At 33.2% G+C, this 25,415-nt stretch carries 26 protein-coding genes; 9 read left to right on the top strand and 17 right to left on the bottom strand.

Annotation, left to right across the window (positions count from 1 at the left end; translation table 11 throughout):
* Nucleotides 1-583 precede the first annotated feature (583 nt).
* On the bottom strand, nucleotides 584-1,225 hold the full coding sequence (locus TL18_RS09460; protein WP_067044754.1) for a fibrillarin-like rRNA/tRNA 2'-O-methyltransferase: 642 nt from the start codon (nucleotides 1,223-1,225) through the stop codon (nucleotides 584-586).
* A gap of 3 nt (nucleotides 1,226-1,228) precedes the next feature.
* Nucleotides 1,229-2,380, bottom strand: coding sequence for an NOP5/NOP56 family protein (locus TL18_RS09455; RefSeq protein WP_067044751.1), 1,152 nt, complete (start codon nucleotides 2,378-2,380; stop codon nucleotides 1,229-1,231).
* Nucleotides 2,381-2,494: 114 nt separating this feature from the next.
* Between TL18_RS09455 and TL18_RS09450 the strand changes: the two genes are divergently transcribed.
* Genes TL18_RS09450 through TL18_RS09430 form a run of 5 tightly spaced genes read left to right on the top strand, consistent with a single transcriptional unit; the run spans nucleotide 2,495 to nucleotide 7,599 of the window.
* Nucleotides 2,495-3,034 carry a glycosyl transferase gene (locus tag TL18_RS09450; RefSeq protein WP_067044748.1) on the top strand — a complete coding sequence of 180 codons (540 nt, stop codon included), beginning with the start codon at nucleotides 2,495-2,497 and terminating at the stop codon, nucleotides 3,032-3,034.
* Nucleotides 3,035-3,058: 24 nt separating this feature from the next.
* Nucleotides 3,059-3,970, top strand: a complete 912-nt coding sequence (locus TL18_RS09445; RefSeq protein WP_067044745.1) for a dihydroorotate dehydrogenase — start codon at nucleotides 3,059-3,061, stop codon at nucleotides 3,968-3,970.
* Nucleotides 3,971-3,972: 2 nt separating this feature from the next.
* Nucleotides 3,973-4,773, top strand: coding sequence for a dihydroorotate dehydrogenase electron transfer subunit (locus tag TL18_RS09440; RefSeq protein ID WP_067044742.1), 801 nt, complete (start codon nucleotides 3,973-3,975; stop codon nucleotides 4,771-4,773).
* 15 nt (nucleotides 4,774-4,788) lie between these two features.
* Complete coding sequence (locus tag TL18_RS09435; RefSeq protein ID WP_067044739.1) at nucleotides 4,789-5,811, top strand: AI-2E family transporter; 1,023 nt, start codon at nucleotides 4,789-4,791, stop codon at nucleotides 5,809-5,811.
* Nucleotides 5,812-7,599: a DNA-directed DNA polymerase gene (locus TL18_RS09430; RefSeq protein WP_067044736.1), complete on the top strand. Its 1,788-nt coding sequence runs from the start codon at nucleotides 5,812-5,814 to the stop codon at nucleotides 7,597-7,599.
* A 13-nt stretch (nucleotides 7,600-7,612) separates the two neighbouring features.
* On the opposite strand, the gene comC is transcribed toward TL18_RS09430, so the two are convergent.
* The 4 genes from comC to psmB all read right to left on the bottom strand — a co-directional run bounded on the left by comC (nucleotide 7,613) and on the right by psmB (nucleotide 12,442).
* Nucleotides 7,613-8,641 (bottom strand): L-sulfolactate dehydrogenase, encoded by a 1,029-nt coding sequence (comC, locus tag TL18_RS09425; RefSeq protein ID WP_067044733.1) that lies wholly within the window; start codon nucleotides 8,639-8,641, stop codon nucleotides 7,613-7,615.
* Between the two features lie 31 nt (nucleotides 8,642-8,672).
* A complete protein-coding gene (gene purM / locus TL18_RS09420) occupies nucleotides 8,673-9,692 on the bottom strand; it encodes a phosphoribosylformylglycinamidine cyclo-ligase (RefSeq protein WP_067044730.1) in 1,020 nt (339 codons plus the stop codon).
* A 94-nt stretch (nucleotides 9,693-9,786) separates the two neighbouring features.
* Nucleotides 9,787-11,700 carry a beta-CASP ribonuclease aCPSF1 gene (locus TL18_RS09415; RefSeq protein ID WP_067044726.1) on the bottom strand — a complete coding sequence of 638 codons (1,914 nt, stop codon included), beginning with the start codon at nucleotides 11,698-11,700 and terminating at the stop codon, nucleotides 9,787-9,789.
* 127 nt (nucleotides 11,701-11,827) lie between these two features.
* Entirely contained in the window at nucleotides 11,828-12,442 is a 615-nt protein-coding gene (gene psmB, locus TL18_RS09410) for an archaeal proteasome endopeptidase complex subunit beta (RefSeq protein ID WP_067044723.1), read from the bottom strand.
* Between the two features lie 185 nt (nucleotides 12,443-12,627).
* On the opposite strand from psmB, the gene TL18_RS09405 reads away from it, so the two are divergent.
* On the top strand, nucleotides 12,628-13,356 hold the full coding sequence (locus TL18_RS09405; protein ID WP_067044720.1) for a class I SAM-dependent methyltransferase family protein: 729 nt from the start codon (nucleotides 12,628-12,630) through the stop codon (nucleotides 13,354-13,356).
* Here TL18_RS09405 and cofG read toward each other — a convergent pair.
* The 5 genes from cofG to TL18_RS09380 all read right to left on the bottom strand — a co-directional run bounded on the left by cofG (nucleotide 13,343) and on the right by TL18_RS09380 (nucleotide 17,898).
* Nucleotides 13,343-14,434, bottom strand: a complete 1,092-nt coding sequence (gene cofG, locus TL18_RS09400; protein WP_067044717.1) for a 7,8-didemethyl-8-hydroxy-5-deazariboflavin synthase subunit CofG — start codon at nucleotides 14,432-14,434, stop codon at nucleotides 13,343-13,345. The two genes, TL18_RS09405 and cofG, sit on opposite strands and share 14 nt — an antisense overlap.
* Before the next feature lie 3 nt (nucleotides 14,435-14,437).
* Nucleotides 14,438-14,878: a DUF2120 family protein gene (locus TL18_RS09395; RefSeq protein WP_067044714.1), complete on the bottom strand. Its 441-nt coding sequence runs from the start codon at nucleotides 14,876-14,878 to the stop codon at nucleotides 14,438-14,440.
* A gap of 11 nt (nucleotides 14,879-14,889) precedes the next feature.
* Nucleotides 14,890-15,831 carry a GTP cyclohydrolase MptA gene (gene mptA / locus TL18_RS09390; RefSeq protein WP_067044709.1) on the bottom strand — a complete coding sequence of 314 codons (942 nt, stop codon included), beginning with the start codon at nucleotides 15,829-15,831 and terminating at the stop codon, nucleotides 14,890-14,892.
* 215 nt (nucleotides 15,832-16,046) lie between these two features.
* Complete coding sequence (locus TL18_RS09385; protein WP_067044706.1) at nucleotides 16,047-16,523, bottom strand: Lrp/AsnC family transcriptional regulator; 477 nt, start codon at nucleotides 16,521-16,523, stop codon at nucleotides 16,047-16,049.
* A gap of 202 nt (nucleotides 16,524-16,725) precedes the next feature.
* Nucleotides 16,726-17,898, bottom strand: coding sequence for a tRNA (guanine(10)-N(2))-dimethyltransferase (locus tag TL18_RS09380; RefSeq protein ID WP_067044703.1), 1,173 nt, complete (start codon nucleotides 17,896-17,898; stop codon nucleotides 16,726-16,728).
* A 105-nt stretch (nucleotides 17,899-18,003) separates the two neighbouring features.
* Between TL18_RS09380 and TL18_RS09375 the strand changes: the two genes are divergently transcribed.
* Entirely contained in the window at nucleotides 18,004-19,110 is a 1,107-nt protein-coding gene (locus TL18_RS09375; protein ID WP_067044700.1) for a DegT/DnrJ/EryC1/StrS aminotransferase family protein, read from the top strand.
* 19 nt (nucleotides 19,111-19,129) lie between these two features.
* On the opposite strand, the gene TL18_RS09370 is transcribed toward TL18_RS09375, so the two are convergent.
* Entirely contained in the window at nucleotides 19,130-19,435 is a 306-nt protein-coding gene (locus TL18_RS09370; protein ID WP_067044698.1) for an MTH1187 family thiamine-binding protein, read from the bottom strand.
* 51 nt (nucleotides 19,436-19,486) lie between these two features.
* On the opposite strand from TL18_RS09370, the gene TL18_RS09365 reads away from it, so the two are divergent.
* Nucleotides 19,487-20,362 (top strand): TIGR00269 family protein, encoded by an 876-nt coding sequence (locus TL18_RS09365; protein WP_067044695.1) that lies wholly within the window; start codon nucleotides 19,487-19,489, stop codon nucleotides 20,360-20,362.
* Here the strand turns inward: TL18_RS09365 and TL18_RS09360 are convergent.
* The 5 genes from TL18_RS09360 to comB form a co-directional block, all read right to left on the bottom strand.
* Nucleotides 20,321-21,265 carry a calcium/sodium antiporter gene (locus tag TL18_RS09360; RefSeq protein WP_067044692.1) on the bottom strand — a complete coding sequence of 315 codons (945 nt, stop codon included), beginning with the start codon at nucleotides 21,263-21,265 and terminating at the stop codon, nucleotides 20,321-20,323. The two genes, TL18_RS09365 and TL18_RS09360, sit on opposite strands and share 42 nt — an antisense overlap.
* Before the next feature lies 1 nt (nucleotide 21,266).
* Nucleotides 21,267-22,586 carry a hemolysin family protein gene (locus tag TL18_RS09355; RefSeq protein WP_067045512.1) on the bottom strand — a complete coding sequence of 440 codons (1,320 nt, stop codon included), beginning with the start codon at nucleotides 22,584-22,586 and terminating at the stop codon, nucleotides 21,267-21,269.
* Nucleotides 22,587-22,608: 22 nt separating this feature from the next.
* Entirely contained in the window at nucleotides 22,609-22,821 is a 213-nt protein-coding gene (locus TL18_RS09350) for a DUF1922 domain-containing protein (protein WP_067044689.1), read from the bottom strand.
* Between the two features lie 64 nt (nucleotides 22,822-22,885).
* Nucleotides 22,886-24,058, bottom strand: coding sequence for a TraB/GumN family protein (locus TL18_RS09345; protein ID WP_067044686.1), 1,173 nt, complete (start codon nucleotides 24,056-24,058; stop codon nucleotides 22,886-22,888).
* A 48-nt stretch (nucleotides 24,059-24,106) separates the two neighbouring features.
* Nucleotides 24,107-24,793: a 2-phosphosulfolactate phosphatase gene (gene comB / locus TL18_RS09340; protein ID WP_067044683.1), complete on the bottom strand. Its 687-nt coding sequence runs from the start codon at nucleotides 24,791-24,793 to the stop codon at nucleotides 24,107-24,109.
* 39 nt (nucleotides 24,794-24,832) lie between these two features.
* Between comB and TL18_RS09335 the strand changes: the two genes are divergently transcribed.
* The gene (locus TL18_RS09335; protein ID WP_067044679.1) at nucleotides 24,833-25,351 is read left to right on the top strand and encodes a hypothetical protein; all 519 of its coding nucleotides are present in this window, start codon (nucleotides 24,833-24,835) and stop codon (nucleotides 25,349-25,351) included.
* Nucleotides 25,352-25,415 lie beyond the last annotated feature (64 nt).

Raw genomic sequence — 25,415 nt, 5'->3', positions numbered from 1 at the left:
TCATAATTTGAGTGAGGTTACTAACAACTTTTTATTTCCTTGACTGTTTATTCTATTATTCGATATGTTATTTTCTTAGTCAATTCTAAATCATGCAAAAAATTTAGGCAAAACTAAATTAACTTCTATGATGTTAATTTCACTAATAGATTTTAACTTTAATTCAATTTCTTAGTTATAAATTTATATTTTATTGAAAATTAATTTTGGTCTTGTCAGTCAAACCTTTTGAATTTTTGATTTGATAAGTAAATTTATAGGAAAATATAAGCTCATTAAAGTAATACTTTTTTGAATAAATTATGTAAAATCGTCTTTGAAAAAAAATCGTCTAAAAATAAGTATTTCAATAAAATAAGTTCATGCCTTTAGGTTTCAGTTAAATGGAGTGATTAATAGAGTGAATCTACCTAAAGGACGCTTAAATGAACTTTTATTTTATTTGCATTAGCATATTTTATATTTTATTTTCTAGTATAAAAAGGTATCTAAGTAATACTTTTTTGGCGTTTTTGTAGTAATTTTTTATAGTTTTCAGAGGTATTTTTTTCCCGTTTATTTGATTGAAATTTGTTGTTTTTTTTTAAAAATTTTTTTCTACTAACAATGCAATATGGTCTTTTTCGTAAGGTTCCAGTTTTACTTTTTCAATAATTTTAAAACCTTTTTCAATCAATTTCTTCTCTTGTTCCTTGAATATCTTTTTAGGCTTTTGTACCACGTCAATACTTCTAGCTTTTATCATTAAAATTCCAACACCGCCATCTTTTAAAAACAGGTTCATATTTTTCATAAACAATTCGGTCTGTGTTGGTTGGGCTACATCACAGTACACTAGGTCCACTTTTTCGACTATATTCAAATATCCTTTAGGTTTGGTTGCATCACCTAAAATCGGAGCAATATTAAGTCTTTGATGGGAAAGTTGAACTAATTTTTTTGCTGTTGTTGGTGAAAATTCAACCGCATATATTCTTCCATTGATTACAATATCTGAAATGTGTGAAACTGTTGTTCCGGTTGATGCACCAAGGTATAGCACTTTTGAAGTCTCGTCAAGCTCTAAATTTTCTAATCCATTTAAAAGAGCTGCAGATAATTTTGAACGTCTAGGATTCCATATTCTATATTCACAATCCTCTTGAATTAATTCTTCACCGTACACTGATGTTCCAGGGTTTAAATTTTTAGTAGCTATGTTTCCATCCTTAAAATAAACATTCATGCTCTATCTCCTTTTTTTACTTTTTTTACCTTTTTTCTTACGTTTTTTGGATTTGCCCAGTTCTTCTTTCCTTTTTTTAGTTGTCTTTGTTGGAAACGGATTATTTTTCTCAATTTCTTCTACTTTTAATTTAAATTCATCTGCAACATTTTCATCAAATGTTTTAGTAAAAACATCTCTTCTAACGGCAAGGGATATTCTTCCGGCAAGCATCCTTGCGATTTTTCCACGATTCCACCATTTAGCGCCTCTTACTTGGGGGTGTTGGTAGATCAATCCATATTTTGGAGGTCTGTCTCCGCTTTTCAAATGTCTAAACAATGCTTTTTCAGCACCCATTATTTGTATTGTACTTGAAGGATACATTGCAAGTCTTTTAAGCCCTCCTGCATGTGAAATTAACTTGGCACCTAATGTCGGGCCGATAAGAAGCCTTAAATTCGGAGCTATTGACTCCATTTTTTTATCAATATAGTTTTCAAGATTTTTTCTGGATTTCTGAAGTTCATAAATCGAATTGGCATAATTGTTCATTATTTCCAAATCAACAGGATTGATGTCCTCATCAATATCAATAATTTCGGATGGGAAAGCGTCAGGTTTGGCTTCGATTATTTTTTCCTTTGTTTTGTTTTGAGAAACCAGTTTGATATATGTCTCATTATTTTTTATGATTTCCATTTCAGGGAAATATAACGCGTACCATTCCCTGATTCTCTCAATCAATTTTGAAATACTTTCATCAATTTCATCAATAGAATTTATGGCCTGAATTAGGTGTTTATCTTCTGATGCTGATTCTTTTTTGATTCTGTATATTGCCAAATTTTGATAAATTCTGGTAATGTCTTCTTGATTCAAATCAAACTTGGCATAATTGTTTCTTAAATACTCTCCAGCCTTATTCGGATTTTTAATTATTATCTTATCATTATCATAGTCAGACAAACGCTTGTTTGATTCGATAATTATTTCATCGAAATCTTTTGAAACTTCTTCAATAATTTCCAATTCTTCCTTGACTATCTGTTTATTGTCAATTTCGGATAATCTATTAATTATTTCATCATCAGGAAATAACTTTTCAGCAATTAATTCATTTTCACTATTAAAAGCCAAATATCCTTTAATACAGTAAGTTATATAACATTCCATAAAGTTAAATATTTTTTTTATTTTTAATAAGTATTTTCATGCCTATAAAAAGATTTAATTTATTTAAAAATTATAATCTTTATAGGATTATACTATTTTTTTGGATTTGTAATTATGTCACAGCAAAGTTTGAAGGATTTGGAATATGAGCTTGAACTCAAAAATGCCGAAATTGATGAGTTGAACATGGAATTGGAAAATAAAAAGGAAGAAATCAACAAGTTGAAATTGTATTCTACTAGATTGAAGTATCAAAACAAAAATTTAGAAGATAAACTGGACACAAAAATAGATTATGATAAGGCAAGAATAAAAGAGCTTGATGATTTGTCCCAAAAAATTAAAGAAAAGGAATCAATCATTGAAGACAAGCAGGATCAGGTCAAATATTTGAGGTCCCTGATTGATGACTATAAAAATCAGTTAAATGCAAACACAGAAAACTTGGATGCTCAGCTTAAAAGAATTTCTAAAACATATGAAGATTTGCTCAAACAGAAAGATTTAATAATTGAAAAACAGGAAGAGCAAATTGCAAACCTAATGAAATCAAATGATGAAATCGTTAAATCCAATAAAACCAATATAATTAGCTTAAAATTACAAAATGAAAAATACCAAGAGATTATCGAAAAATTAACAAAAACTAATTAAATAATTAATTACAAAGTTGATATCATGTTGAAAACAAATGTTTGTGGAGTCGAATTCAGAAATCCATTGATGTTGGCGGCAGGAATTATGGGAAGCAATGCTTCATCAATGAATTGGATTTTAAAGTCAGGTGCCGGTGGGGTAGTTTCCAAATCATTTTCACTAAAGCCTCACCCAGGTTATGTTAATCCTACAACTGTGGCTGTTGAAGGGGGCATAATAAATGCAATCGGCCTTTCAAATCCGGGTGTAGATAACTTTAAAGAAGAATTGAAAAAAATTGACCATGAAAATAATGTGGTAATAGCTTCAATATATGGCGCTACTCCTGATGAATTTTCCCAATTGGTTGGTGAAGTTCAGGAATTCGTTGACATGATTGAATTGAATATATCATGTCCTCATGCAATGGATGGTTACGGTGCCTCAATCGGACAAAGTTGTGATTTAAGCAATACCATTGTTTCAGCTTCCTGTGATGTTGCTGAAGTCCCAGTTATTGCAAAATTAACCCCTAATGTGACTGACATCACTGAAATTGCAAAAACCTGTGAGGATGCAGGTGCAGATGCCTTATCATTAATCAACACTTTGGGGCCTGGAATGAAAATCAATATTGATGTTGCCCGTCCTGTCTTATCAAATAAATTTGGCGGAATGAGCGGCCGTGCAATAAAGCCGATAGCTATCAGTAATGTTTATTCAGTTTATGAAGCAGTTGATATTCCATTGATTGGAGTTGGTGGAATTTACAGCTGGGAAGATGTTGTGGAATTTATTTATGCAGGTGCAAGGGCTGTTCAAATAGGAACTGCCATCATGGATGAGGGTGTTGAAGTTTTTGCCAAAATCAATGAAGGTTTGGAAAAATTCATGGCTGAAAAAGGATTTTCATCCATTGATGAGATGGTTGGGCTTGCACATAGGGAGTTGTAAACATGATTAACGAACCGAAAATTGTTGAAATTAAGGAAATTATTGATGAAACTCCTACAATTAAAACTTTCAAATTTGACTGGGACATGGAAACATTGGGCAAGCCAAATCCTGGAGAGTTTGTGATGATTTGGAACTTTAAAAATGAAAAACCAATGTCCATAGCTCAAATTAATGATAATGAATTAGCCATTACAGTAAAAAATATCGGTGAATTTACTTCACAATTGCATGACTTGAAAACTGGCGATAAGATAGGCGTTAGGGGCAGTTATGGTAATGGCTTTAACAATTCCTTTGAGGGTAAAAATATCCTGGCTATTGGCGGGGGTGTCGGAATGGCTCCTATTCATTCTATAGTCAGCGATTTAATTAAAAAAGGAAATAATGTTGATGTTGTAGCCGCTGCAGTTACTAAAGATGAATTGCTGTATGCCGATTCCTTGGATAAATTGGGTGCAAACATACATTATTGTACCGATGATGGAAGTTTCGGATTTAAGGGATTTGCAACTGACTGCACTAAAGGTTTGCTTGAAGATTCGACTTATGATTATGCATTTGTTTGCGGTCCTGAAATAATGATGAAAGGAATTTTCGACATTCTAGAAGATGCAAATATTCCCGCACAGTATTCTCTTGAAAGATACATGAAATGCGCTTTAGGCGTATGCGGACAATGTTGCGTCGATAGTGAAGGTTGGAGAATCTGCGTTGAAGGGCCTGTTTTTGAAAATGATAAGATTTATCAGATTACTGAATTTGGAAAATACAGAAGAGACGCATCCGGTGTGAAATTTTAGTTTTATGGTGATTGCATGGAAATAAACATTAAAAAATACTTGACTCCTCAAATATTAATAATCATATTCCTGTTATTGATTTCGCTCATGTTTATTTTCCCTGTTTTGAACATGATTATTTTAGGTGCCATTTTGGCTTATGGAATAAGGCCTCTAGCTTTTAAAATTCAATCTAAACTTAAATACTCTTCAGTTTCCATTTTACTTGCGATGGTCCTTGTTTTAATTCCATTAATTCTGCTGGTGGGATACATCACTTTTGAAGTTTCATCCTTTACCGCATCATTTCTGGCAAGTAATTCTTATGTAGATCTTCAAGATGCTACCACAAGATTAATTAATTATTTGCCTATAGGATCCAATTCAGGTTCTTTTGATTCATATATTCATTCAGCGTTTGAACATGGTTTATCCTATTTATTGAATTATTCAGCCAAGTTCTTTAGTAAATTTCTCAATATTACATTAGACTTATTTATTCTAATCTGTTCAATATTTTACTTTGTCCGTGACGGAGACAAATGCTTGGACTTTATTAGGGATTTTGTTCCTGATGATTCAAAAGATTTCTTTGATGGCACTATGGAAGAAGTAAAGGATGTTTTAAGAAGCATATTTTACGGGCATTTTTTAACATCCGTAATTATTGGAATTTTTGGATGTATAGGTTACTCTATTTTAGGATATCCGTATGGTATATTTTTAGGGATAATTACAGGAATCTTACAGTTGATTCCAATATTCGGGCCTTGGCCAATATATTGGGCATTATTCTTCATAGATGTGGTATCCGGCAATTATCCTCGTGCAATAATAGTATTGCTATTCGGATTCTTCTTAAGCACTATAGACATGTACATTAGACCGGCATTATCCAGCCATTATGCAGAAATACATCCTTTAATCCTGCTTATAGGATTCTTGTCAGGTCCTCTAGTATATGGAATTGTAGGTTTCATTGTCGGACCTTTAATTTTAGGAGTAACTTACGCTGTTTTGGACAGTTACAGAAAAGAATACTTGATTGGGGATAAATAAATGAAGAGAAATGTTGTTATTCTAGACATTGATTATGTTACCTATGAGGATAAGCCTGTAATAAGGTTATTTTCAAAAGATGGTGATAAGAATGTTGTTCTAATCGATGACACATTCGAACCTTATCTTTATGTTGTCTCTGATGATTTGGATAATTGTATAAATGAAATTCAGGATAATCTAGATGTTACTCGTATTGAAAAAGTCATCAAAAAGGATTTCCAAATCGAAAACGAATTTTTGAAGGTTACTTTTAAACATCCTCAGGAGCTTGCAAAAAATAGGGATGCCCTAAGGGATCTTGATAATGTGCTTCAGATAAGGGAATTTGACATTCCGTTTTATAGAAGATACCTGATGGACCGTGATGTAATACCAATGACCGAAGTAACGGCAGTCGGTGAAAAGATTGATTCATTTTTGGATTTAGATTGTGAAAAACATGATGTGGAAATAATTAAATTAACTGAAGATTTAAAACGCGTTAAGGAATATCCTCAGGATTTCCGCATTTTGAGCTTTGATTTGGAAGTTAGAAATCCTCATGGGATGCCTAACTCCGAAGAAGATGAAATCATCATGATTGGTGTTGCAAGTAATTTCGGTGTTAATCAGGTAATTTCCACCAAAACAAATTCGGCCGATAGGGATGATTTTGTAAATCAATTGAGCTCAGAAAGGGAAATGATTGAGGAATTTGTAAACATAATCAAGGAGAATAATGTTGATATCATTGTAGGATACAATTCAGATAATTTTGATTTCCCATATCTTAAAGACAGGGCCAAAATATTGGGTGTTGATTTGGATATTGGAATGGACGGCTCTGACGTTAGATTCATTAGAAGAGGATATGCAAATGCAGCATCATTTAAAGGATTAATTCACGTTGATGTGTACTTGGTCATGAGAAGGTACATGACTCTTGAAAGGTATACTCTGGAAAGGGTTTATTATGAATTGTTCGGCGAAGAAAAAATAGATGTTCCCGGAGATAGGATTTGGGAATTCTGGGACAATGGCGGTGAAGAATTAGACAATTTGTTTGATTATTCTCTTGATGATGTTATTTCAACATTAAAAATTGCAGAGCAAACATTGCCTCTTAATTTAGAACTTACCCGTATAATAGGCCAACCCTTGTTTGATGTTTCCCGTATGGCAACAGGCCAGCAGGCCGAATGGTTTTTAGTAAAACAAGCTTATTTTGATGATGAAGTTGTTCCAAATAAACAGGGAGCTAATTTTGCAAATAGGGCGGCAGCTGAAGATAATGAAGGCGGTTATGTTAGGGAACCTGAAAAGGGACTGCATGAAAATTTAGTCCAATTCGACTTTAGAAGCCTATATCCAAGCATTATCATTTCAAAAAATATATCTCCTGATGTCATGGTTTTGGGTGATATTGAAAACGAGGAAGATTATAATATTTCTCCAGAACATGGAATCAAATTTAAAAAAGAGCCTCAAGGTTTCATTCCTTCAGTCATTGATAAAATTTTACAGGAACGTTTCAGAATCAAACGTGAAATGAAAGCATCAGACGATGAAACTGAGAAAAAAGCGCTCGATGTTCAACAACAAGCTATAAAAAGACTGGCCAATACAATGTATGGGATTTATGGCTTTCCTAGATTTAGATGGTATTCATTTGAATGTGCAAAGGCAATTACTTCCTGGGGAAGGCAGTATATTAAATCATCTATTAAAATGGCAGAAGAATACGGATTTTACACAATATATGCCGATACTGATGGTTTTTATGCCAAATATCAAAAAAAAGAATAGGTGAAGAATAAAATTATTCTTCTAAGTAAGAATCAAGGTCGACATCCAAATCGTCACAGATTCCTTTTAATTGTTCGTATAATTTTTCATCAATTGCAACACCATTAGCTTCAGCTTCAGCAATTCTTTTAACTTCTAAATCACCTGGTATTGCAACAGTTTCACCGGTAGCTCTGACTTGTGAAATAAAGTCTTCAGTGTCTGCTTTGAATTCATCAAAGTCACCAAATTTGGAAGGGTCAATTACAACATATAAATCTCCTTTTGTACAGTCTTTATCTGGAGATGCTGTACCAGTTACGCCATGACCGTATCCGGCTTTTACTAATGGTCCGGTTAAGATTTCAATTAATAATGATAATGCATATCCTTTAAATCCACCAAATGGCAAGATTGATCCTTCGAGTGCAGCTTCAGGGTCATTGGTTGGGTTTCCATCTTTATCTAAAGCCCATCCGTCCGGCAAGTCTAAACCTTTTCTTTTTGATTCAATGATTTTTCCACGTGCAGTAACTGAAGTTGCCATGTCCACGGTAATGTATGAATCAGATGGGATACCTAATGCAAGAGGGTTTGTTCCAATTAATGGTTCTTTACCACCTAATGGTGCAATTGCAGGATCGGTATTTGCAAGGACTAATCCGATACAATTTTCTCTTAATGCCAAATCGGAGTAAAATCCAGTAACTCCGAAGTGATTGGTATTGTGAACACCTACACATGCAATACCTACTTCTTTAGCTTTTTTAATGGCAATTTGCATTGCTTTATAGGATACTGCTTGTCCAAATCCGCTGTTACCATTAATTAATGCTATTGCAGGTGTTTCCTTTTCAATAGTAATGTTATCTTTTAAGTTGATTGTTCCTGATTTAATGCTAATTAAATATTGTGGGAATCTACCAAGCCCATGAGATGTAAATCCTTTTAGATCTGCATCAATAGTGGCTTCCGCTACTAATTCTTGATCTTCTTCACTAGCTCCCAGTTTCTTTAATATTTCCTTTACAAGAGCTATTTCTTTATCTTTCATTATTTTCATTAATTTTTCCCCCTTCTATTTATCAGTTAAATCAGTATTCAATTTCAGACCCTTCAAAAGCTTTTACAGTAATTTTTTCATCATCAGTTACTTTACCAATGATTTGGCAATTACAGTATTCTTTCAAAGTAGCCATAATTTTTTCAGCTTCTTTTTCATCACAGATTACGACAAAACCGACACCCATATTGAAAACTCTGTACATTTCTTTGATGTCAACATTTTGTTCGTAGATAAGTTTAAATATTTCCGGAACTTCTGGAAGGTCGTTAATATCATATCCAACTCCTTTTTTCAAACGTCTAAGGTTGGTGAATCCCCCTCCAGTAATATGGGCAAGTCCATTAATATCATATTCTTTTTCAAATAATGCTACAATAGGTTTAACGTAAAGTTCAGTTGGCCTAATCAATTCTTCACCGAGGGTTGTTTCTCCATTAGGCATTTTATCATCAACAGTATAGCCAGCATCATCAAATAATGCTTTTCTAGCTAAACTATATCCATTAGAGTGAATACCATTACTTTCGATACCAATCAAGACATTTCCAGGTTGGATATTTTCACCGGTAATGATTTTATCGATATCTACAAATCCAATACCAGTTCCTGCTAAATCAAAGTCTTTGATAATTCCTGGAAGTGAAGCAGTTTCTCCACCGATAATTGCAATTTTTGATTCAATTGCTCCTTTAACAAGACCTTCAGCAATTTCAGCAGCCCTTTCAGGATCAGGTTTTTCAACCGCAAGGTAATCTACTAATGCAATTGGTTCTGCTCCAACACATAAAATGTCGTTGACAACCATAGCAATACAGTCAATACCAACTGTATCGTATTTGTTCATCATTTCAGCAATTAAAATTTTACTTCCAACACCGTCAGTACTCATTGCAATAGCTTTATCACCTAATTTTACTAAAGCAGCATAATGACCACTGTCAGTAATGATATCTCTGCATGCTAATGTTGATTTTAATTTATCAGCTAATTTTGAAACAGTGACAGCTTCTAAATCTATATCAACACCGGATTCTGAATATGTAACCATGTTTTACACCTATTGTTTTAAAAATAAATATGATGTTGTAAGTATTTTACAACATTTTCCATATTATATCTTTGTTTTAATTAGTATTTAATTATTAATGTATTCTCACACAATCTAAATTAATTGGGGTTTTAGTTTCAATTTTATAACTTCTATGAATGGAAGATGCCAAGTCAACAGTTTTATAAGGGTCACCGTGACAGGTAATAACTTTTTCAGGTCTAGGATTAAGTCTTTTTACATATTCCATCAATTGTCTTCTATTTGAATGTCCACTAAATCCATTGATTGTTTTAATTTCCATTTTAACATGGAATTCTCTTGTTCTACCATCGTCATCTTCAAGAGGTATTTCTTTCCATCCTTTTTGGACTCTTCTACCCATTGAACCTTCAGATTGATATCCTACGAAGATTAAAGTGTTTCTTCCATCTTCACATAACCATTTGAAGTATTCTACTGAGTTTCCTCCAGTCAGCATACCTGATGTGGATAGTATGATTGCAGGTTGCCTGCTTTCAACAATCTCTTTTCTTTGGTCATGATTTTGAACTTTTTTGAACATGTCTGAAACGAATGGATTTCTGCCCATGTGGAAAATTTGGTCTCGTAAATCTTTACTTAAGTACTCTGGTCTTGCGGTATGGATTGCAGTAGCTTCCCAAATCATTCCATCAATGTAAATTGGCACTTCTTCAATCAAACCATGTCTCATGTATTCTTCTAGAACAACCATAAGCTCTTGTGCCCTTCCTACAGCAAATACTGGCACTAAGATTTTTCCGCCACGTTTAAGTGTTTTGTAGATGGTTTTCATCATTTCTTTTTCAGCATTGTTTCTTGAAGGTTGGACATCTTCTCTTCCACCATAAGTACTTTCCATGATAACGGTTTCAGCTCTAGGGAATCTGATTGTAGCAGGTTCCAATAATCTTGAAGGTTCATATTTGAAATCTCCAGTATATACTAGATTGTGAGCTCCGTCTCCAATATGCATATGGGAGATTGCTGAACCTAAAATATGTCCTGCATTATGTAAAGTTAATCTGATGTCTGGTGAGATATCGGTCACTTCCCCATAGTCCAAGGTAATTGTATTTTTGATTTGTTGTTTAACATGTTTTGAAGTGAATGGTAAAGGATTGCCCTCTCTGTGAGCGATATCCAAGTGATCAAATTGTAATAATGTTGTTAAGTCTCTGGTTGGGGTTGTACAGTAAACCGGCCCATCATATCCATAATGGTAAAGGTAAGGTACAAATCCGCAATGATCTAAGTGAGCGTGAGATATGATGACTGCATCCAATTCTTCAATTGAAAATTCAGGAGCATTTAAAAAAGGAAATGCGTTTTTATTGTCTGATGCAGCAACATTAACACCACAATCTAATAGTACACGACTGTTTGGTGTTTGTAAAAGCATTGATGAACGTCCAACTTCTTTGAATCCTCCCATTGAAGTAACTCTTGCCCAATCATTTGGGTATTTACTTCCTTGGTGAATTTGGCGTCCAAGACGTTGCAATAATTTTTTCCTGTCTTTACTGCTGTTTTTCTGTATGGTTCTAATTTTACCGATAATGTCTGAACTAATTGGAGGTGTTCTTAAAATCTTAGGTGCCCATCCGGTATTTTTAACAATATTTCTTGAGGTAACACCATATTTTCCAATTACAAGACCTGGTTTTTTAGCAGTAATTACAACTTCGCAGGTAACTGTATCAAAATAAATGTCTGTAATTTCAGCACCTTCAGGAACTATTTCATGAATTTTTTCAATTGTCTGTTCAGGTTCAAGCAAGGCGCTTTTATCAGATCTAATGATAATTCTTTTTCTAAGTTCTTTAGCAAGTGACCTGATAAGATCACCATTTTCAGTTATAATTTCCGGATTTTTAGTATAAACTACCACTTCAGGACCTTCAAATTCCACTTTGGAAACCTGAATTTCATTAGGTAGCTTTTGCAAAATCTCTTTTTTAATATCTTCTAAAATATCTGAAGTCATATAATCCCTTCAAAAAAAGTTAGTGTATATATAGTTTATGAAAAGCTTTAAGCTATAATTAGTTAAATTTCACAAACTAGTACACCATTTATATAAAAAAATAGTTAGTTATGAAAAATTAGTCTGCCTATAACTTATCTAAAATTTCTTTAATTTTTTCATTACCTAACATTTCAAAGCCGTCTTTATCTACTTTAGCGACTAAATATCCGTTTCCAGAATAGGTGTCACGTTCAGCGGCAGCTCTGATAGCTCTTATGGCTATTTCAATTCCTTCATCAGTTGTCAAATCATCTCTGAATCTGTCTTCAAGAACTCCGTAAGCTACGATGGATCCGGATCCAGTTGAGATGTAAGTGTCTTCAATCATACCGCCTGCTGGGTCTAATGAGTATAATGATGGTTTGTCCCCATCCATTCCACCAAGTAATGTTTGAACATACATTGGTCCTGAGCGTAAAATGTTTGCAGTTAAGGATGCTGCAGCTTTAACACTAATTGAATCGTTGTTTCTCATTTGATATAATGATACTTCAGCTTCAATGACTTTCATTAAACTTTGAGCATCACCAACAGAACCAGCAATGGTTGTTACAATGTGATCGTCAATTTTAAATATTTTTTCTGCTACTTTGTGAGCTACTAAGTTTCCCATACTAGCTCTTCTTTCGCTTGCAAATACAACTCCATCTTTACAAGTAATTCCGACGGTTGTTGTACCTTCTAGTATTTTATCATCCATTTAAATACACCTCATATAAGTATTTAAAATATCTTATTTCAACTACTCATAGGTTAATATAACAAAATATAAATTAATTTAGTTAAATTAATTTTATTTAAAATCAGAATCAATAATTAGTATAAACTAACAATATTAATATTAGCTATTTGAATATATAAAGTTTTCTTTCAAAAGGTGAATAGATGAAATACAAAAAGATTGGCGACATTCTAATTTTAGACAATAGTTATTCAAACGATGATTTTGAAAGCTTATCCGAAAGGCATAATGTAAAAACCATCATGAAAATTAACCATATCCAAGGAACCAAAAGGGAACCAATTTATAAAATTCTTTTTGGAAATGAGACTGAAACAATAAATAAGGAAAATGGCTGCTTGTTTAAACTAGATTTGTCAAAAGTGATGTGGTCTAAAGGGAATAACAATGAAAGGTTGCGGATAGCTAAGTTAGTTGAGGATGATGAAACTGTCATTGATATGTTTGCAGGAATTGGTTATTTTACAATTCCAATAGGCGTTCACTCTAATGCAAAGGAGATTTTTGCCATTGAAATTAATCCGAACTCATATCATTATCTATGTGAAAATATCAAACTGAATAATTTGGATAATGTCACTCCAATATTGGGCGATTGTAAAGCAGAAACACCAAAATATAAGGCGGACCGTATTGTAATGGGTTATGTCAAAACCACTCATCATTATCTGAAGGTCGCAATTGACAGTTTAAACGAAGGCGGTGTTTTACACTATCATGAAACAGTCCCTGAAAAGTTGATGGATACAAGACCTATTGAAAGAATAGTCTCTCAGGCAGGGGATAGGGATGTTGAGCTACTAAAGCTAAATAAAATTAAGAAATATTCTCCTGGAGTAGAGCATGTCGTGTTGGATGTTAGGATATATTAGCTATTTTATTTAGGAGGCATTCATTTAACCATTCCTCGTTCATGTATTTTTCATAAACGCACAGTCTTTCAGTTAGTTCAAATCCTGCATCTTCAGTCAATTTTCTAAGTTCATCGATTCCCGGCCATGGGGATGTAATGTTTACAAAATCAGGACTTACGGGTGAGACTCCTCCCCAGTCATCTGCTCCGCATAATAAGAATATCTGTGCAGTTTCATTGTTCAGGTTAGGTGGAACTTGAATGCTGACATCAGTATCTTTAAATAAGAGAGTTCCTGCAATGACTGTTCTAACCATATCCAGAAAAGTAGGTTCCGGCCAGTCTTCCATTTCAATTCCAGGTATTGGTGTGAAATTTTGGATAATCACCTCTTGTATATGACCATATTCGTCATAAAGTTCCTTAATGGCCAGCAGTGATTCGGCAATTTCTTCTTTTGTTTCGCCAATCCCTATTAAAATGCCTGTAGTGTAAGGGATTTTAAGCTTTCCTGCATTGGATATTGTTTCCAACCTTAATTTAGGGTCTTTACCGGGACTTTTTGCATGTGCCGGCAATTCCATTAAACGGTCAGATGAATTTTCAAGCATCAATCCCAATGATGCATTCACTTCTTTTAGTCTTTTCAAATCTTCAAAACTGAAATTTCCTCCATTTGTATGGGGGAGCAGTTTTGTTTCATTTAAAGTCATTTGGCATACATCAATGATGTAATCAATCATTTTGTCATAACCGTATTCCTTTAATTTTAACTGGACTATTTCCTCTTCATCTGCATCTTCACCAAATGTAAAAAGAGCTTCTTTGCATCCGTATTCTTCAGCTTCTTTCAAGCTTTCCAATATCTCTTCTTTGGTTTTAAGAATTATGGCTTTTGGATCATTCGGGTCTTTTTTGAAATTACAATAGCCACAATCATTTCTGCAGATTTCAGTCAATGGTATAAAAATATTTTTAGAATAAGTAATAAGATTATTCTCCCTATATTTTGCAGTTTCTGCCATATAATTAATTATGTCTCTGTCAGTTGCATTTAATATTTGGAGAATATCTTCTTTATTTAAATTTGAGTGCATTATTTAGCCTTCACGTTTTGAGACAGTAACCTCTACATAAAGTGGAGGTATCTCATTTTTATCTTCCCAAATAGCGATAACAGCATCATAAGAAGGTAATTCGAATACTTTGTATCCAACTACAAGTCCCATTGATTCTAATTCTTCCTTCATTCTAATGAATCCCTGTTCATCAACAGAAGTTGTACTTCTTTCACTTTCTTTGATGTGTTTATCTCCAGATTTTAGGATTTCTCCCATTTTTTCTGAATTTGGTTCTATTTCGGTTCCTCCTAGAATTTCCCCAATTTCAGTTAATTTGGATTCGAATTCATCTAAAGGGATAACCTTTCTGGATCTGCCTCTTACAATCAGTATTTTATCATTATTTATTGCAGGTCTTGATCCTTTGAATGAGTCAAAAAATCCCATTACCTGTCCTGCAATTTCATAAGTCTGTTTCATTAAATCAATTCCTATTGAATGTCCAATTCTTCTTTCAATTCACCAAATGTTGTTACTTTTTCTGCAAAAGCGTTGTGTCTATGGATACTTTCTTGATTTTCTTGACGAGCAGTAATTAAAGTGTCATCAGGGAAATCAGAATATTTGTTAGCAATCTTTTCCATCATATTTCTGACACAATCTTCAACAAAAACAGGGCTCCTGTGAGCATTCATCACGGTTGCATTTTCATCAGGTCTTTTAAGTAATTCACAGACTGGTGAACTCATGGAACTTTCGATAATTTCAATTAAATCTTCAGCTTTAATGACTTTATCTTCAGGAACTTCAATTAATAAGGTTCCAACTCCTCTTTGGTTGTGTGAAGCAAAAGTAACTGTGTCTAATACTTTTTGAGTGGTTTCCTCATCTAAGAATTCTAATAATTTAATTTTATCGGATTCTCTTACGGATTCCTGTGCGCATGGGCAAACAGTCATTCCAATAACTTCAGCACCAATACTTTTTCTAATTTCAACGTTACCGTTGTCATCTCTGAATCCCACAGCTTTGGCTTTCAGTTTTGCCATTTCTTGGGTTTTGTTTTTAGTCACAGGTGACTCTCTCATGAACATGAAATCTGTTGTCATTGATATTTCGACACGTTTTGCATATTCATGTTTGGTCATCATTTTGTCAACAATTTGTGCACACAATGATTCAACATCCACTGTGGAATCTTCAGCAACAGTTTCGAGAACTTCACTTATTGCTTCCGGGTTCCTAGACATGTGGACACCTTTTTGATCATTCGGTAAATCTACGAATGCATCAAATGTAGGTAATAAAATTATTGGTCTTTTATGTGTTCTTTCTAATTGTAATAATTTTTTTACTCCGGTTACACCTACTCTGGTTAGTTTTATAGGTATGCTTGGAGTGTCGTCTTGAGTATCGGGTAAGCAAACTGCCAATTTAATAACCTCTGATAATTAGTTAAATATATATATTTTAGTTGCTTTTCATTTATATATTTAAATGGTTTTTTATGATAAGCAGTGGAATTTGTATTACTTTGTAATATATATTTTACATAATATTGAAAATAATTGTATTTTTAAAAAAAATATTGGTCAAAATAAAAATTAATTAAAAGCAGTTTAATTTATAAACCACTTTTTTAAAAAATTTATAAAATGTTTGAAGATCCCATGTCTTCTTTAATAACATCTAAAACAGTTTGGGTATAGGTCCTTTCTATAATTGGGTCTTTTAATAATTCTTTAATAAATGCATTTAATTCGTTGGTGTTTCTGAATTTAGCGATTAAAAATGCGTCATATTCTCCAGTAACATCATAAATTCCTACAACATTTTTGTTAAAGAATGTTTTTTCTTCCCAATTTTTGAGTTTTCCACCTTTTACTCTTACACCAATGATGGTGGTTAAGACAAAACCTAACTTTTCATGGTCAATAACCGGTGAAAATTTCTTAATAACTCCGGATTTTACCATTTTATCGATACGGTTATGAACAGTTCCTACAGAAACATCTAAACTACGGGATATTTGCCTATAAGAAGTTCTAACATCTTCATTGATTATTTTAAGAATGTTGATGTCTGTATCGTCTAATTTTATAACATTATCTTTAGTTTTTACCATATAATAACTCCCTTTAAACAATATTTATTTTTTAATTGATTGAAATATAAATGTTTATATTTATATTTAATATTTGTTATAATATTTAAAAGTTTTTGAAATTTTTTTTATATTTTAGCGACTCTTTTTAAATATTTACTGTTTAGGGATTATTTTATTAAATTTTTTTTAGAATAATCTTAATAAAATTAATACTTATTTTTTAATTGGAATGTAATTTTGATAACTTAATCAAAATTTTTTTAACATCTTCGATTGTGGCATCACTTTTAATTCCAAGTGGGTTGTAATGTGTTTTCACTGCTGTAAAACCCTGATTTTTTAATTCGGTGAAAACTAATTCCAATTTCGGAGCGCTGATTTTCAATGATTTGCAAATTGTGTGAACATCATAAAATGTTGCAGGTGCTTCGGACTCTATAAGGCAGCTATTTAATAATTTCAAGGCTTGCTTTTCACTGTTGATTTTTTTATTTTCGGATTCCCTTATCATTTTTTCAATGAATTCCTTATTTTGTATTGGTCCTAACCATAATGGGCCTGCCTGAGTTAATCTTTCACCACAAATTGGACAGGTATCTTCAATAGGGCTGGCCAATCCATAACTTAATTGCCTGTGCAGACAATGTTTGCAGTGGCTAATATATCCTATATTGTTCAATGTTTCATCAGTTTTTTTAGAGCCTTTGTTGACTTCAATGTATAATCTCATATAATGTTCAGTACTATGAGACATTTTTATTTCAATATATTTTTGATATTTGGCAAGAGTGAGTGCTACAAAACCGGCCAATATCCTAATGCCTGTCTCATGACAATATTCGCTTTTGTATGGTTTGGAGTTATACTTGCGTATACAAGGCTCCTGGTATGTTCCGCATAGTGCAGATGTATCGGTTGCAGTAACGCATAAAAGGGAATCTCTACGGGCACAATATCCTGCAGAGTCTAAAAATGGAGAAGGTGTTCCAAACGGATCAATATCAATCACATCGAATTTTCCGCGTTTCATTCTTAAGAACATGCTGGCATCATGCTGATAAACATTAACGTCATCCAAATTATTCAATTCAATGTTGTGCCTTTCGTAATGGTTGGCCACATCGCTTATATCGTTAATTGAAACTTCATTAACTCCATCAATTTCGTTCTTATAACGAATGCCTCTAATGCCGCTGCCTCCAAACAGGTCGCATATGTCAATCTCTCTTTCTTGTTCCTTTTGAAATACTTGAATCGCTAATATTGATAGGTCTCTGTTAAGTTCCATGTGAGGGTTATAAAAAACGGGTGCATCAGATGAAATTTTATCAAATTCCGGAAATTCTATTTTTGTCAATCCTTCTTCAATGCATTTAATTTTATATTCGTCCATCAGTTCTCACTCTTTTGTTTTCTTGATTAAGTAATGTTTTAAATATTATTAGATTTAAATATTAGTATAGAAATTTAATCTAATTTTATAAAATTGGTGATTATTGTGTCAAATATTAAAGTTCCTATTGCAAAACCCATAATTGGAGATAAAGAAATAGAAAATGTAGTTGAAGTTTTAAAATCTGGAATGATTGCTCAAGGCCCTAAAGTCGAAGAGTTCGAAAAGAAATTCGCTGAATGGGTTGGAGCAAAATATGGTATTGCTGTAAATTCCGGAACAGCTGCATTGCATGTTGCTTTACTTTCCTGCGGTATTGGCGAAGGAGATGAGGTAATCACAACCCCATTTACTTTTATTGCAAGTGGAAACTCAATTTTATACACTGGTGCTAAACCTGTATTTGCAGACATTGATTTGAAAACATATACCATGAATCCTGATTCAATCGAGCCATTAATAACCGAAAATACCAAGGCTATTTTACCTGTTCAACTATATGGACAATCTGCAAATATGGACAAAATAAATGAAATCGCTGAAAAATATGGGTTAATTGTAATTGAAGATGCAGCACAGGCTCATGGTGCAACTTGCAATGGGGGAAAAGTAGGTAGCTTAGGGGACATGTCCTGTTTCAGTTTTTATCCTACTAAAAACATGACAACCTCTGAAGGAGGAATAATCACCACTGACGATGAAGATCTTGCTGAAAATGCAAAAATATTTAGGGCACATGGGGCAAGCGTGAGATATCACCACGACGAAGTTGGATATAACTTTAGGATGACAGATATTTCCGCTGCGATAGGTCTTGCCCAATTAGAAAAAATTGATGAATTCAATGATAAAAGAATTGAAAATGCAGCGTATTTGAATGAAGGATTGAAAGATGTTGACGGCGTTATAACTCCTTATTGTGCATATGACTCAAAACATGTATATCACCAGTACACAATTAGGATTGAAAAAGGAAATAGGGATGATTGGGTAGATATCATTAATGAATGTGGTGTAGGAACCGGTATCCATTATCCAATTCCATTGTACAATCAACCGATTTATAAAGCATTGGGCGTCTCTGGAAACTGTCCTAATGCGGAAATCGCCGCAGACAATGTAATTTCCCTTCCAGTTCACCCGTCATTAACAAAAGAAGATTTGGATTTAGTCATCGGAGCTGTTAAAAAGGCTTCTGATGAATTAAATTAAATTTTCACTTTTTTTATTATTATTTTAACATTTCATTTACTGTATCGACTTTGGCATCAAGGGTTCTGTTTTCCAAGTCTCTTCTGTCATCTACTTTTATAACAGTGTAGACTCTTCCAATGCCAAGTTTAAAAATAGCTTCTTGAGCTTCAGCTATTGCTTTGTATAGCTCTTCTAGATTATCCGCTTCTATTTGTGTTCCCATTCCTGTTAATTGGTAGTTGAGTCCAGAATCTTTAATTGACTGGACGGCTGCTGTTACATAATCTTTACATTCGGTAGTTTCTGTTCCAACAGGCAATATTGCAAAATCACATGTAATCATTGTTTCACCTTGTAAAATTATTTATTTATCCTTTTATAAATTATTTTAGTAATGGTCAAATTAGATAAAGATGAATTCAATGAAAAGATTTTTACAAGAATAAATAATTTAATTCGCGATTATGAATTAATTAGGGAAGGGGAACTAATAGCTGTAGCGCTATCCGGTGGAAAGGATAGTGTTTTGACACTTCACGCATTAAAAAATTATCAGGATTATCTTGATTTTGATTTGGTGGCTATCAGCGTTGATGAAGGAATTGCAGGTTATAGACAGCACGGTGTTGATTCAGCTATTAACAATGCCAAGGATTTAAATGTTGAACTTGTTCTGAAATCTTTTAAAGTCGAAGAAGGCTTTGCCTTAGATGATATTTATCAGGATTTTAAAAGTGCATGTATTCCATGTGGTGTTTTTAGAAGGAATATCCTAAATAAGACCGCATATGAATTGGGTGCTGCAAAAATAGCAACTGGCCATAATCTGGATGATGAAATACAATCTTTTTTAATGAGTTTTGCTAGAGGAGACACCATAAAGTTCTCCAAATTTGGTCCAGAATTGGATGTAATTCATCCTAAGCTTGTTCCAAGGATTAAGCCTTTATGGAATACTCCAGAAAAGGAAGTTGGAATGTGGGCTGTAATCAATGATATTGATATTCATTTAGATGAATGTCCCTATTCTCATTTGTCACTAAGAGCTAAAATCAAGGAATTTCTTAATGTTAGTGAAGATAAATATCCTGGTGTAAAAAATAATGTGATGGAATCATTCCAAAAAATCTTGACATTTGAAAATGATATATCCACAAACCTTAATGAATGTGAAGTGTGCGGTGAGCCGACTTCATCCAACATTTGCAAGGCTTGTGAACTGAAAGAATTAATTTCTCAAAATTGCGAAGGCCATATAAACGAAAAATAATGCAACTAATATAAATCCTTCTCTTTTATCATATTTTTCTTGTGTTTTACCAAATATGAAACATAATACTGTAACGAACAGCATGAAGATAACATCTATTAGCAAACTTGAATCAAGAGGTATTGCACTTATGGCACTACTTGCACCTAATACAAACAATATGTTAAAGATGTTTGATCCAATAACATTACCTATTACTAACTGATTTTCTCCTTTCTTTAAAGCAGTAATTGATGTTACAAGTTCTGGTAAAGAGGTACCTATTGCCACAATGGTTAAACCTACCAAGGTTTCACTCATTCCAAGCGCAATTGCTATAGCTGAAGCACTGTCTACAACTAAGTCTCCACCAATAATGATACCTGCAAGCCCAACAATAATGAAAATTATACTTTTTTGAAGTGTTAATTTCGGTTTTTCAACAGTAGTTCCCTCACTGGATTTTCTAGCGTCACGAACCAAATAGAAAATATATGCAATTAAAATTATGAGTAAGATGATTCCTTCAATGTTGGTTATGTCCCAGCCAATAATAATGAATATTGCCCATAATATAGTAATTCCTACAAGAAATGGCAAATCTTTATCTAAAACTTTTTTTTCCATTAACAGGTCGCCCATTAATGCAGAAATTCCAATAACCATCAATATGTTAAACAGATTACTTCCGATAACGTTACTCACTGCCATCGCATTGCTTCCGGTAAGTGAGGAGGTAATTGAAACTGCAGCTTCGGGAGCGCTTGTTCCTAATGCCACAATAGTCAAACCCACAATTATTGTAGGTATTTTTAAAAGTGAAGCGATACTGCTGGCGCCGTCTACAAAAAAGTCAGACCCTTTAATTAAAAATACAAATCCTACAAGTAATAAAACAACTTGAATTATGATTCCAGCATCCATATTATTCCTCTACAATTTCTTCTTCAGGACCTAAATCGGTTACAAGAACTTTATCGATTTGGTGTCCGTCAATATCAATGATTTCAAAGATAAATCTTCCACATTCATACTTGTCCTCTTCATTGGGAATTGTTCCGCTGATACTGAGGATAAATCCTGCTAAAGTAGTATAGTTATCCTCTTCTTCATCAGGCAAGGAATCCTTAAAGTCGAATAATTTTTTGAATTTGTCAATAGGATATCTTCCATCGATTAACCAGGTTCCATCGTCTCTTTGGATGGCTTCAGGTTCATCTTCCTCATCAATACCCGGGATATCTCCGACAATACCTTCAAGCAAATCGTTTAAGGTGATTAAACCTTCAACACTTCCGAATTCATCAACAACAAGGGACATGTGCACATATTCCTGATTTTCCTTAAATTCCTTAAGCAATTCCAGTGTTTCCAAATGCTCAGAAACCACCAAAGGCTCTTTCACGATTTTGTAAACATCAAACTCGTCTTCACTAAACATTGCAGATAGAATATCCTTTGCCTGCACAACTCCAATGAAGTCATCCAATTCTCCTTTAGCTATTGGAAAAATTGATCTTCTACTTTCAATAATCTTAACTTTGTTTACTTCTCTTTCATCATCAAGGTCAATCCAAATAATCTCATTACGCGGGGTCATTATGCTTTCAACTTTCTGGTCATCAAGTTTGAAAACTCTTTTGATGATGTCTTCTTCTTCTTTTTCAATAGTACCGTCTTCTCTTCCTTCTTTAATCATTAATTCAATTTCTTCTTCGGTAACTACTTCATCACTCTTATTTTCAATTCTCATTAACCATAAAAGAAAACTGCTGGATTTTGCAAGAATAAAACTAACAGGTTTTGAAATTTTGGAAAGAATAACCATACTTTTGGCAACTTTAAGGGATATTCTTTCAGGATCATTTAATGCAATTACTTTTGGCACGATTTCCCCTATCACTAATGTTAAATAGGTGGTTACGATAACGACTATTGCCACACTTATCATATCGCTGTATGGTATAAAAGAGATTAATTTGGCAAGAGGTTCTGCTAAAGTTATTCCACCAAATGCCCCAGTTAAAACACCGATTAATGAAATTCCAATTTGAACTGTAGATAAAAATTCATTAGGATCTTCTAATAAATCAAAAACAATTTGTGCGTTCTTATTTCCTTCTTCTAAGTATTTTTGCATTTTTGCTTTCCTTATAGATACAACAGCAAGTTCCGCCATTGATAAATAACCTGTAAGGATTATTAAAATTAATATTATAATTATCTTAAGTATCGTTCCAATCATTTTTAACAAACCATTAAAAATATTATAAGTCACTGGCTCTCATAAAGCCGGTGTTTCCATATATCTTATCTTGCATTTCTTGAACGGCCTCAGATGCTTCTTCTCTTGTTGCCACTTTTTTAAAAATGCGTCTTGATTTAACTTTTAGGGTTTTTCCGCAAACGCATTTACGTGTAGCAACTCCCTCTTTTGCATAGAGTGCACGTCCACAATCGCAACGAATTATAAAATACATGATTTTTTCCATTTAAAATTAATAGTAATAATAATATTATTAATATATTATTTAAAATTAATTATTATCCTCCAAATATTTTCATGAATAATGGTATGAAAACCTGTGAAGGCAAAATTACTAGAGTAGCTATGCTGACTCCAAGATTAGTCCCAACTACTACCAATAATATCCTAAATATGTTATTTCCCCATAAATCTCTTAAACTTTCAATATTGGCTAAATTCTGAACATCGCTTTGTCTTACTTTCCTATATCTTGCTTCTGTTAAGCCAGAAAACCATCCTGCAGCAAGCAATGGGTGTATAATTGTTAAAGGAGCGGTTACTCCTCCGACTATTGCGGATTGTATTTTTGAACCTGAAAGAATGGATCCAATAAATCCCATACCTACGCTGATTGCGACAAATTCATAGATGTTCCAAGTGATATTTATCCCATTAAAATATGCCAGAAAAAATATCGCAATAAACAATATAGGAATCAGTGCTAAGAATATTTTAAGCCATGGAATTCCTTTTTTATCATTAATTTTTTCCAGTTCATTCAAATCTGGCAATGTTTCGGGATTATCTAAAAACTTTTCTATTCCAGGTTTATGTCCCGCACCAACTACTGCAATAACATGGTCTTGAGGAATCTGCATAATTTTTCCTGCAAGATATGCATCTCTTTCGTGCACAAGAACTTCATGAACGCTTGGCGCTTCATCTTTAAACATTTCCATTAAATCATCAAGATTATCCGGATTTTTCAAATCTTCAATGTCTATTTCCTCATCTTCATCATCAAATCCAAAGACTGAAGCTAATAATCCGTATAGAAATTTAATTTTTTCCCTAAAGCCCATTTTGTTCAAGGCTCTTTGCAAGGTTGTGTTGATTTCTCTGTCTATTAATGCAATTGGTATTCCTAAATCTTCACTTGCTTCAATTGCACCTATCATCTCAGAACCGGGTGCTACATCAACATCTGCTCCAATTTTTGATTGAAAATATCCGAGAAGAGTGCTTGTAACAAATAATCCTACTTTATTTTCTTTAATAATATCTGTAACTGAGATTGTGTCATCTTCTTCAATGCCCATCATCTGTTTTTTTAATTTAGTATATCGGCCTCGATCAAGTTCAATTGCAACAACCTCTGGGTGTTGTTCATATATAGCGTCTTTTACTTCATTGACACTTTCTTCAGATACATGGGCAGTACCAATTATTGTTAAACATTCTCTTTTCATTAAAAAAACACATCTTGTAAATTTTTATTCATCTTATACTTATGAAATTTAAATATATAAAGTTAATTCATTATTTTCATATATGGCGACGTTGTCTGTAACATTTTTCATACAACAAAATTCAACATCTTTCTGATAGCCAAGTTCCATTAGCTTTTTTGATGTTCTGGAATTCATAAATGATTTTTTAGCCAAATCACAATCGCTGCTTGCCAGTATTGCAGCTTCACCATATTCGCTTAATTCACAATCATCAATAAATTGTGTAATCCAGTACAATATTTCTCCGGATGCAAGGAAATCTTCAATTGCAAATCTTCCTTTAACGCCTGCCATAACCACATCAATATGCTCTCTCGCCAGGTCTATACTTTTTAGGGCAACAGATTTTGCATTTACCATAGAACCCACAAGAACTTTTGAGTCCATATTTTCAAGTATTCTAGTGCCGTTGCTTGTGGTTAATATGAGAAGATTTTCATCGGTTTTATAATCTTTGAGGGCTGTAGGGGAGTTTCCAAGGTCAAACCCTTCAATTTTTGCACCATTTCTTTCACCAGCAATAACTCCGCCCAATTCTTTTTTTAATTCGATTGCTTCTTCAGGACTGAAGCAGGGTATTATTTTTTCAAATGAATTCAAAGCCATAGTTATGGTGGTGCTTGCTCTAAGTGCATCAACCATTATTGAAACGTCGCAGCTACTGCTTTTTTCAAAACTTAATGTTACTTTCATGAATTAATTTATATTGAATGTTCATATATAATTATGATTATGAAAATTATCACAACCCCTATGTGTGAAGAGATTGTTAAATTGGCAGGCATTACAGAATATGCCGTAAATAAAAATCCTGATGAAGAAGATGGTGATTTGGCCATATTGCTATCTGAAAGCAAAGTAAAAATGGATTCGTTGCCTATAAAGCTCAATACTCCTTCACAAATATTTGAAAGTATCAAAAAAGTTTCCAAAGTCGCTTCAAACGAGCTATCTGATGATGAAATCATTGAATTTTTCAATGATTATGAGCTTTGCAAGAAGTATTTGAATTCAAGTTTCAAAAGCAATATTAAGGTTAAAGTATATTCCGAATTTCTAAAGGATATCATTAAGGATTTCGGTTTCGATTCAACTGATGAAAACTTTGATTATGTGATTTATCCGGATTATTTAAAGGAAAAAGTCATGGAACAGGATAATCTGGTGGAAATACCTTCCCATAAGAATATTTCTAAAAATCCTTTTGAAAGAGTTGAAGTGAGATATTCCATTTTAGAAAATTTAATATAATATAGAAATTAATATTTTACTATATATTTATTTATTATACTATTGCATTTTTTTGAGAGTTGTT

The sequence above is a fragment of the Methanobrevibacter sp. YE315 genome (genome assembly GCF_001548675.1).
GTDB lineage: Archaea > Methanobacteriota > Methanobacteria > Methanobacteriales > Methanobacteriaceae > Methanocatella.
The sequence above is the reverse complement of the archived record's forward strand: the minus strand, read 5'-3'. Positions and strand labels throughout refer to the sequence as shown.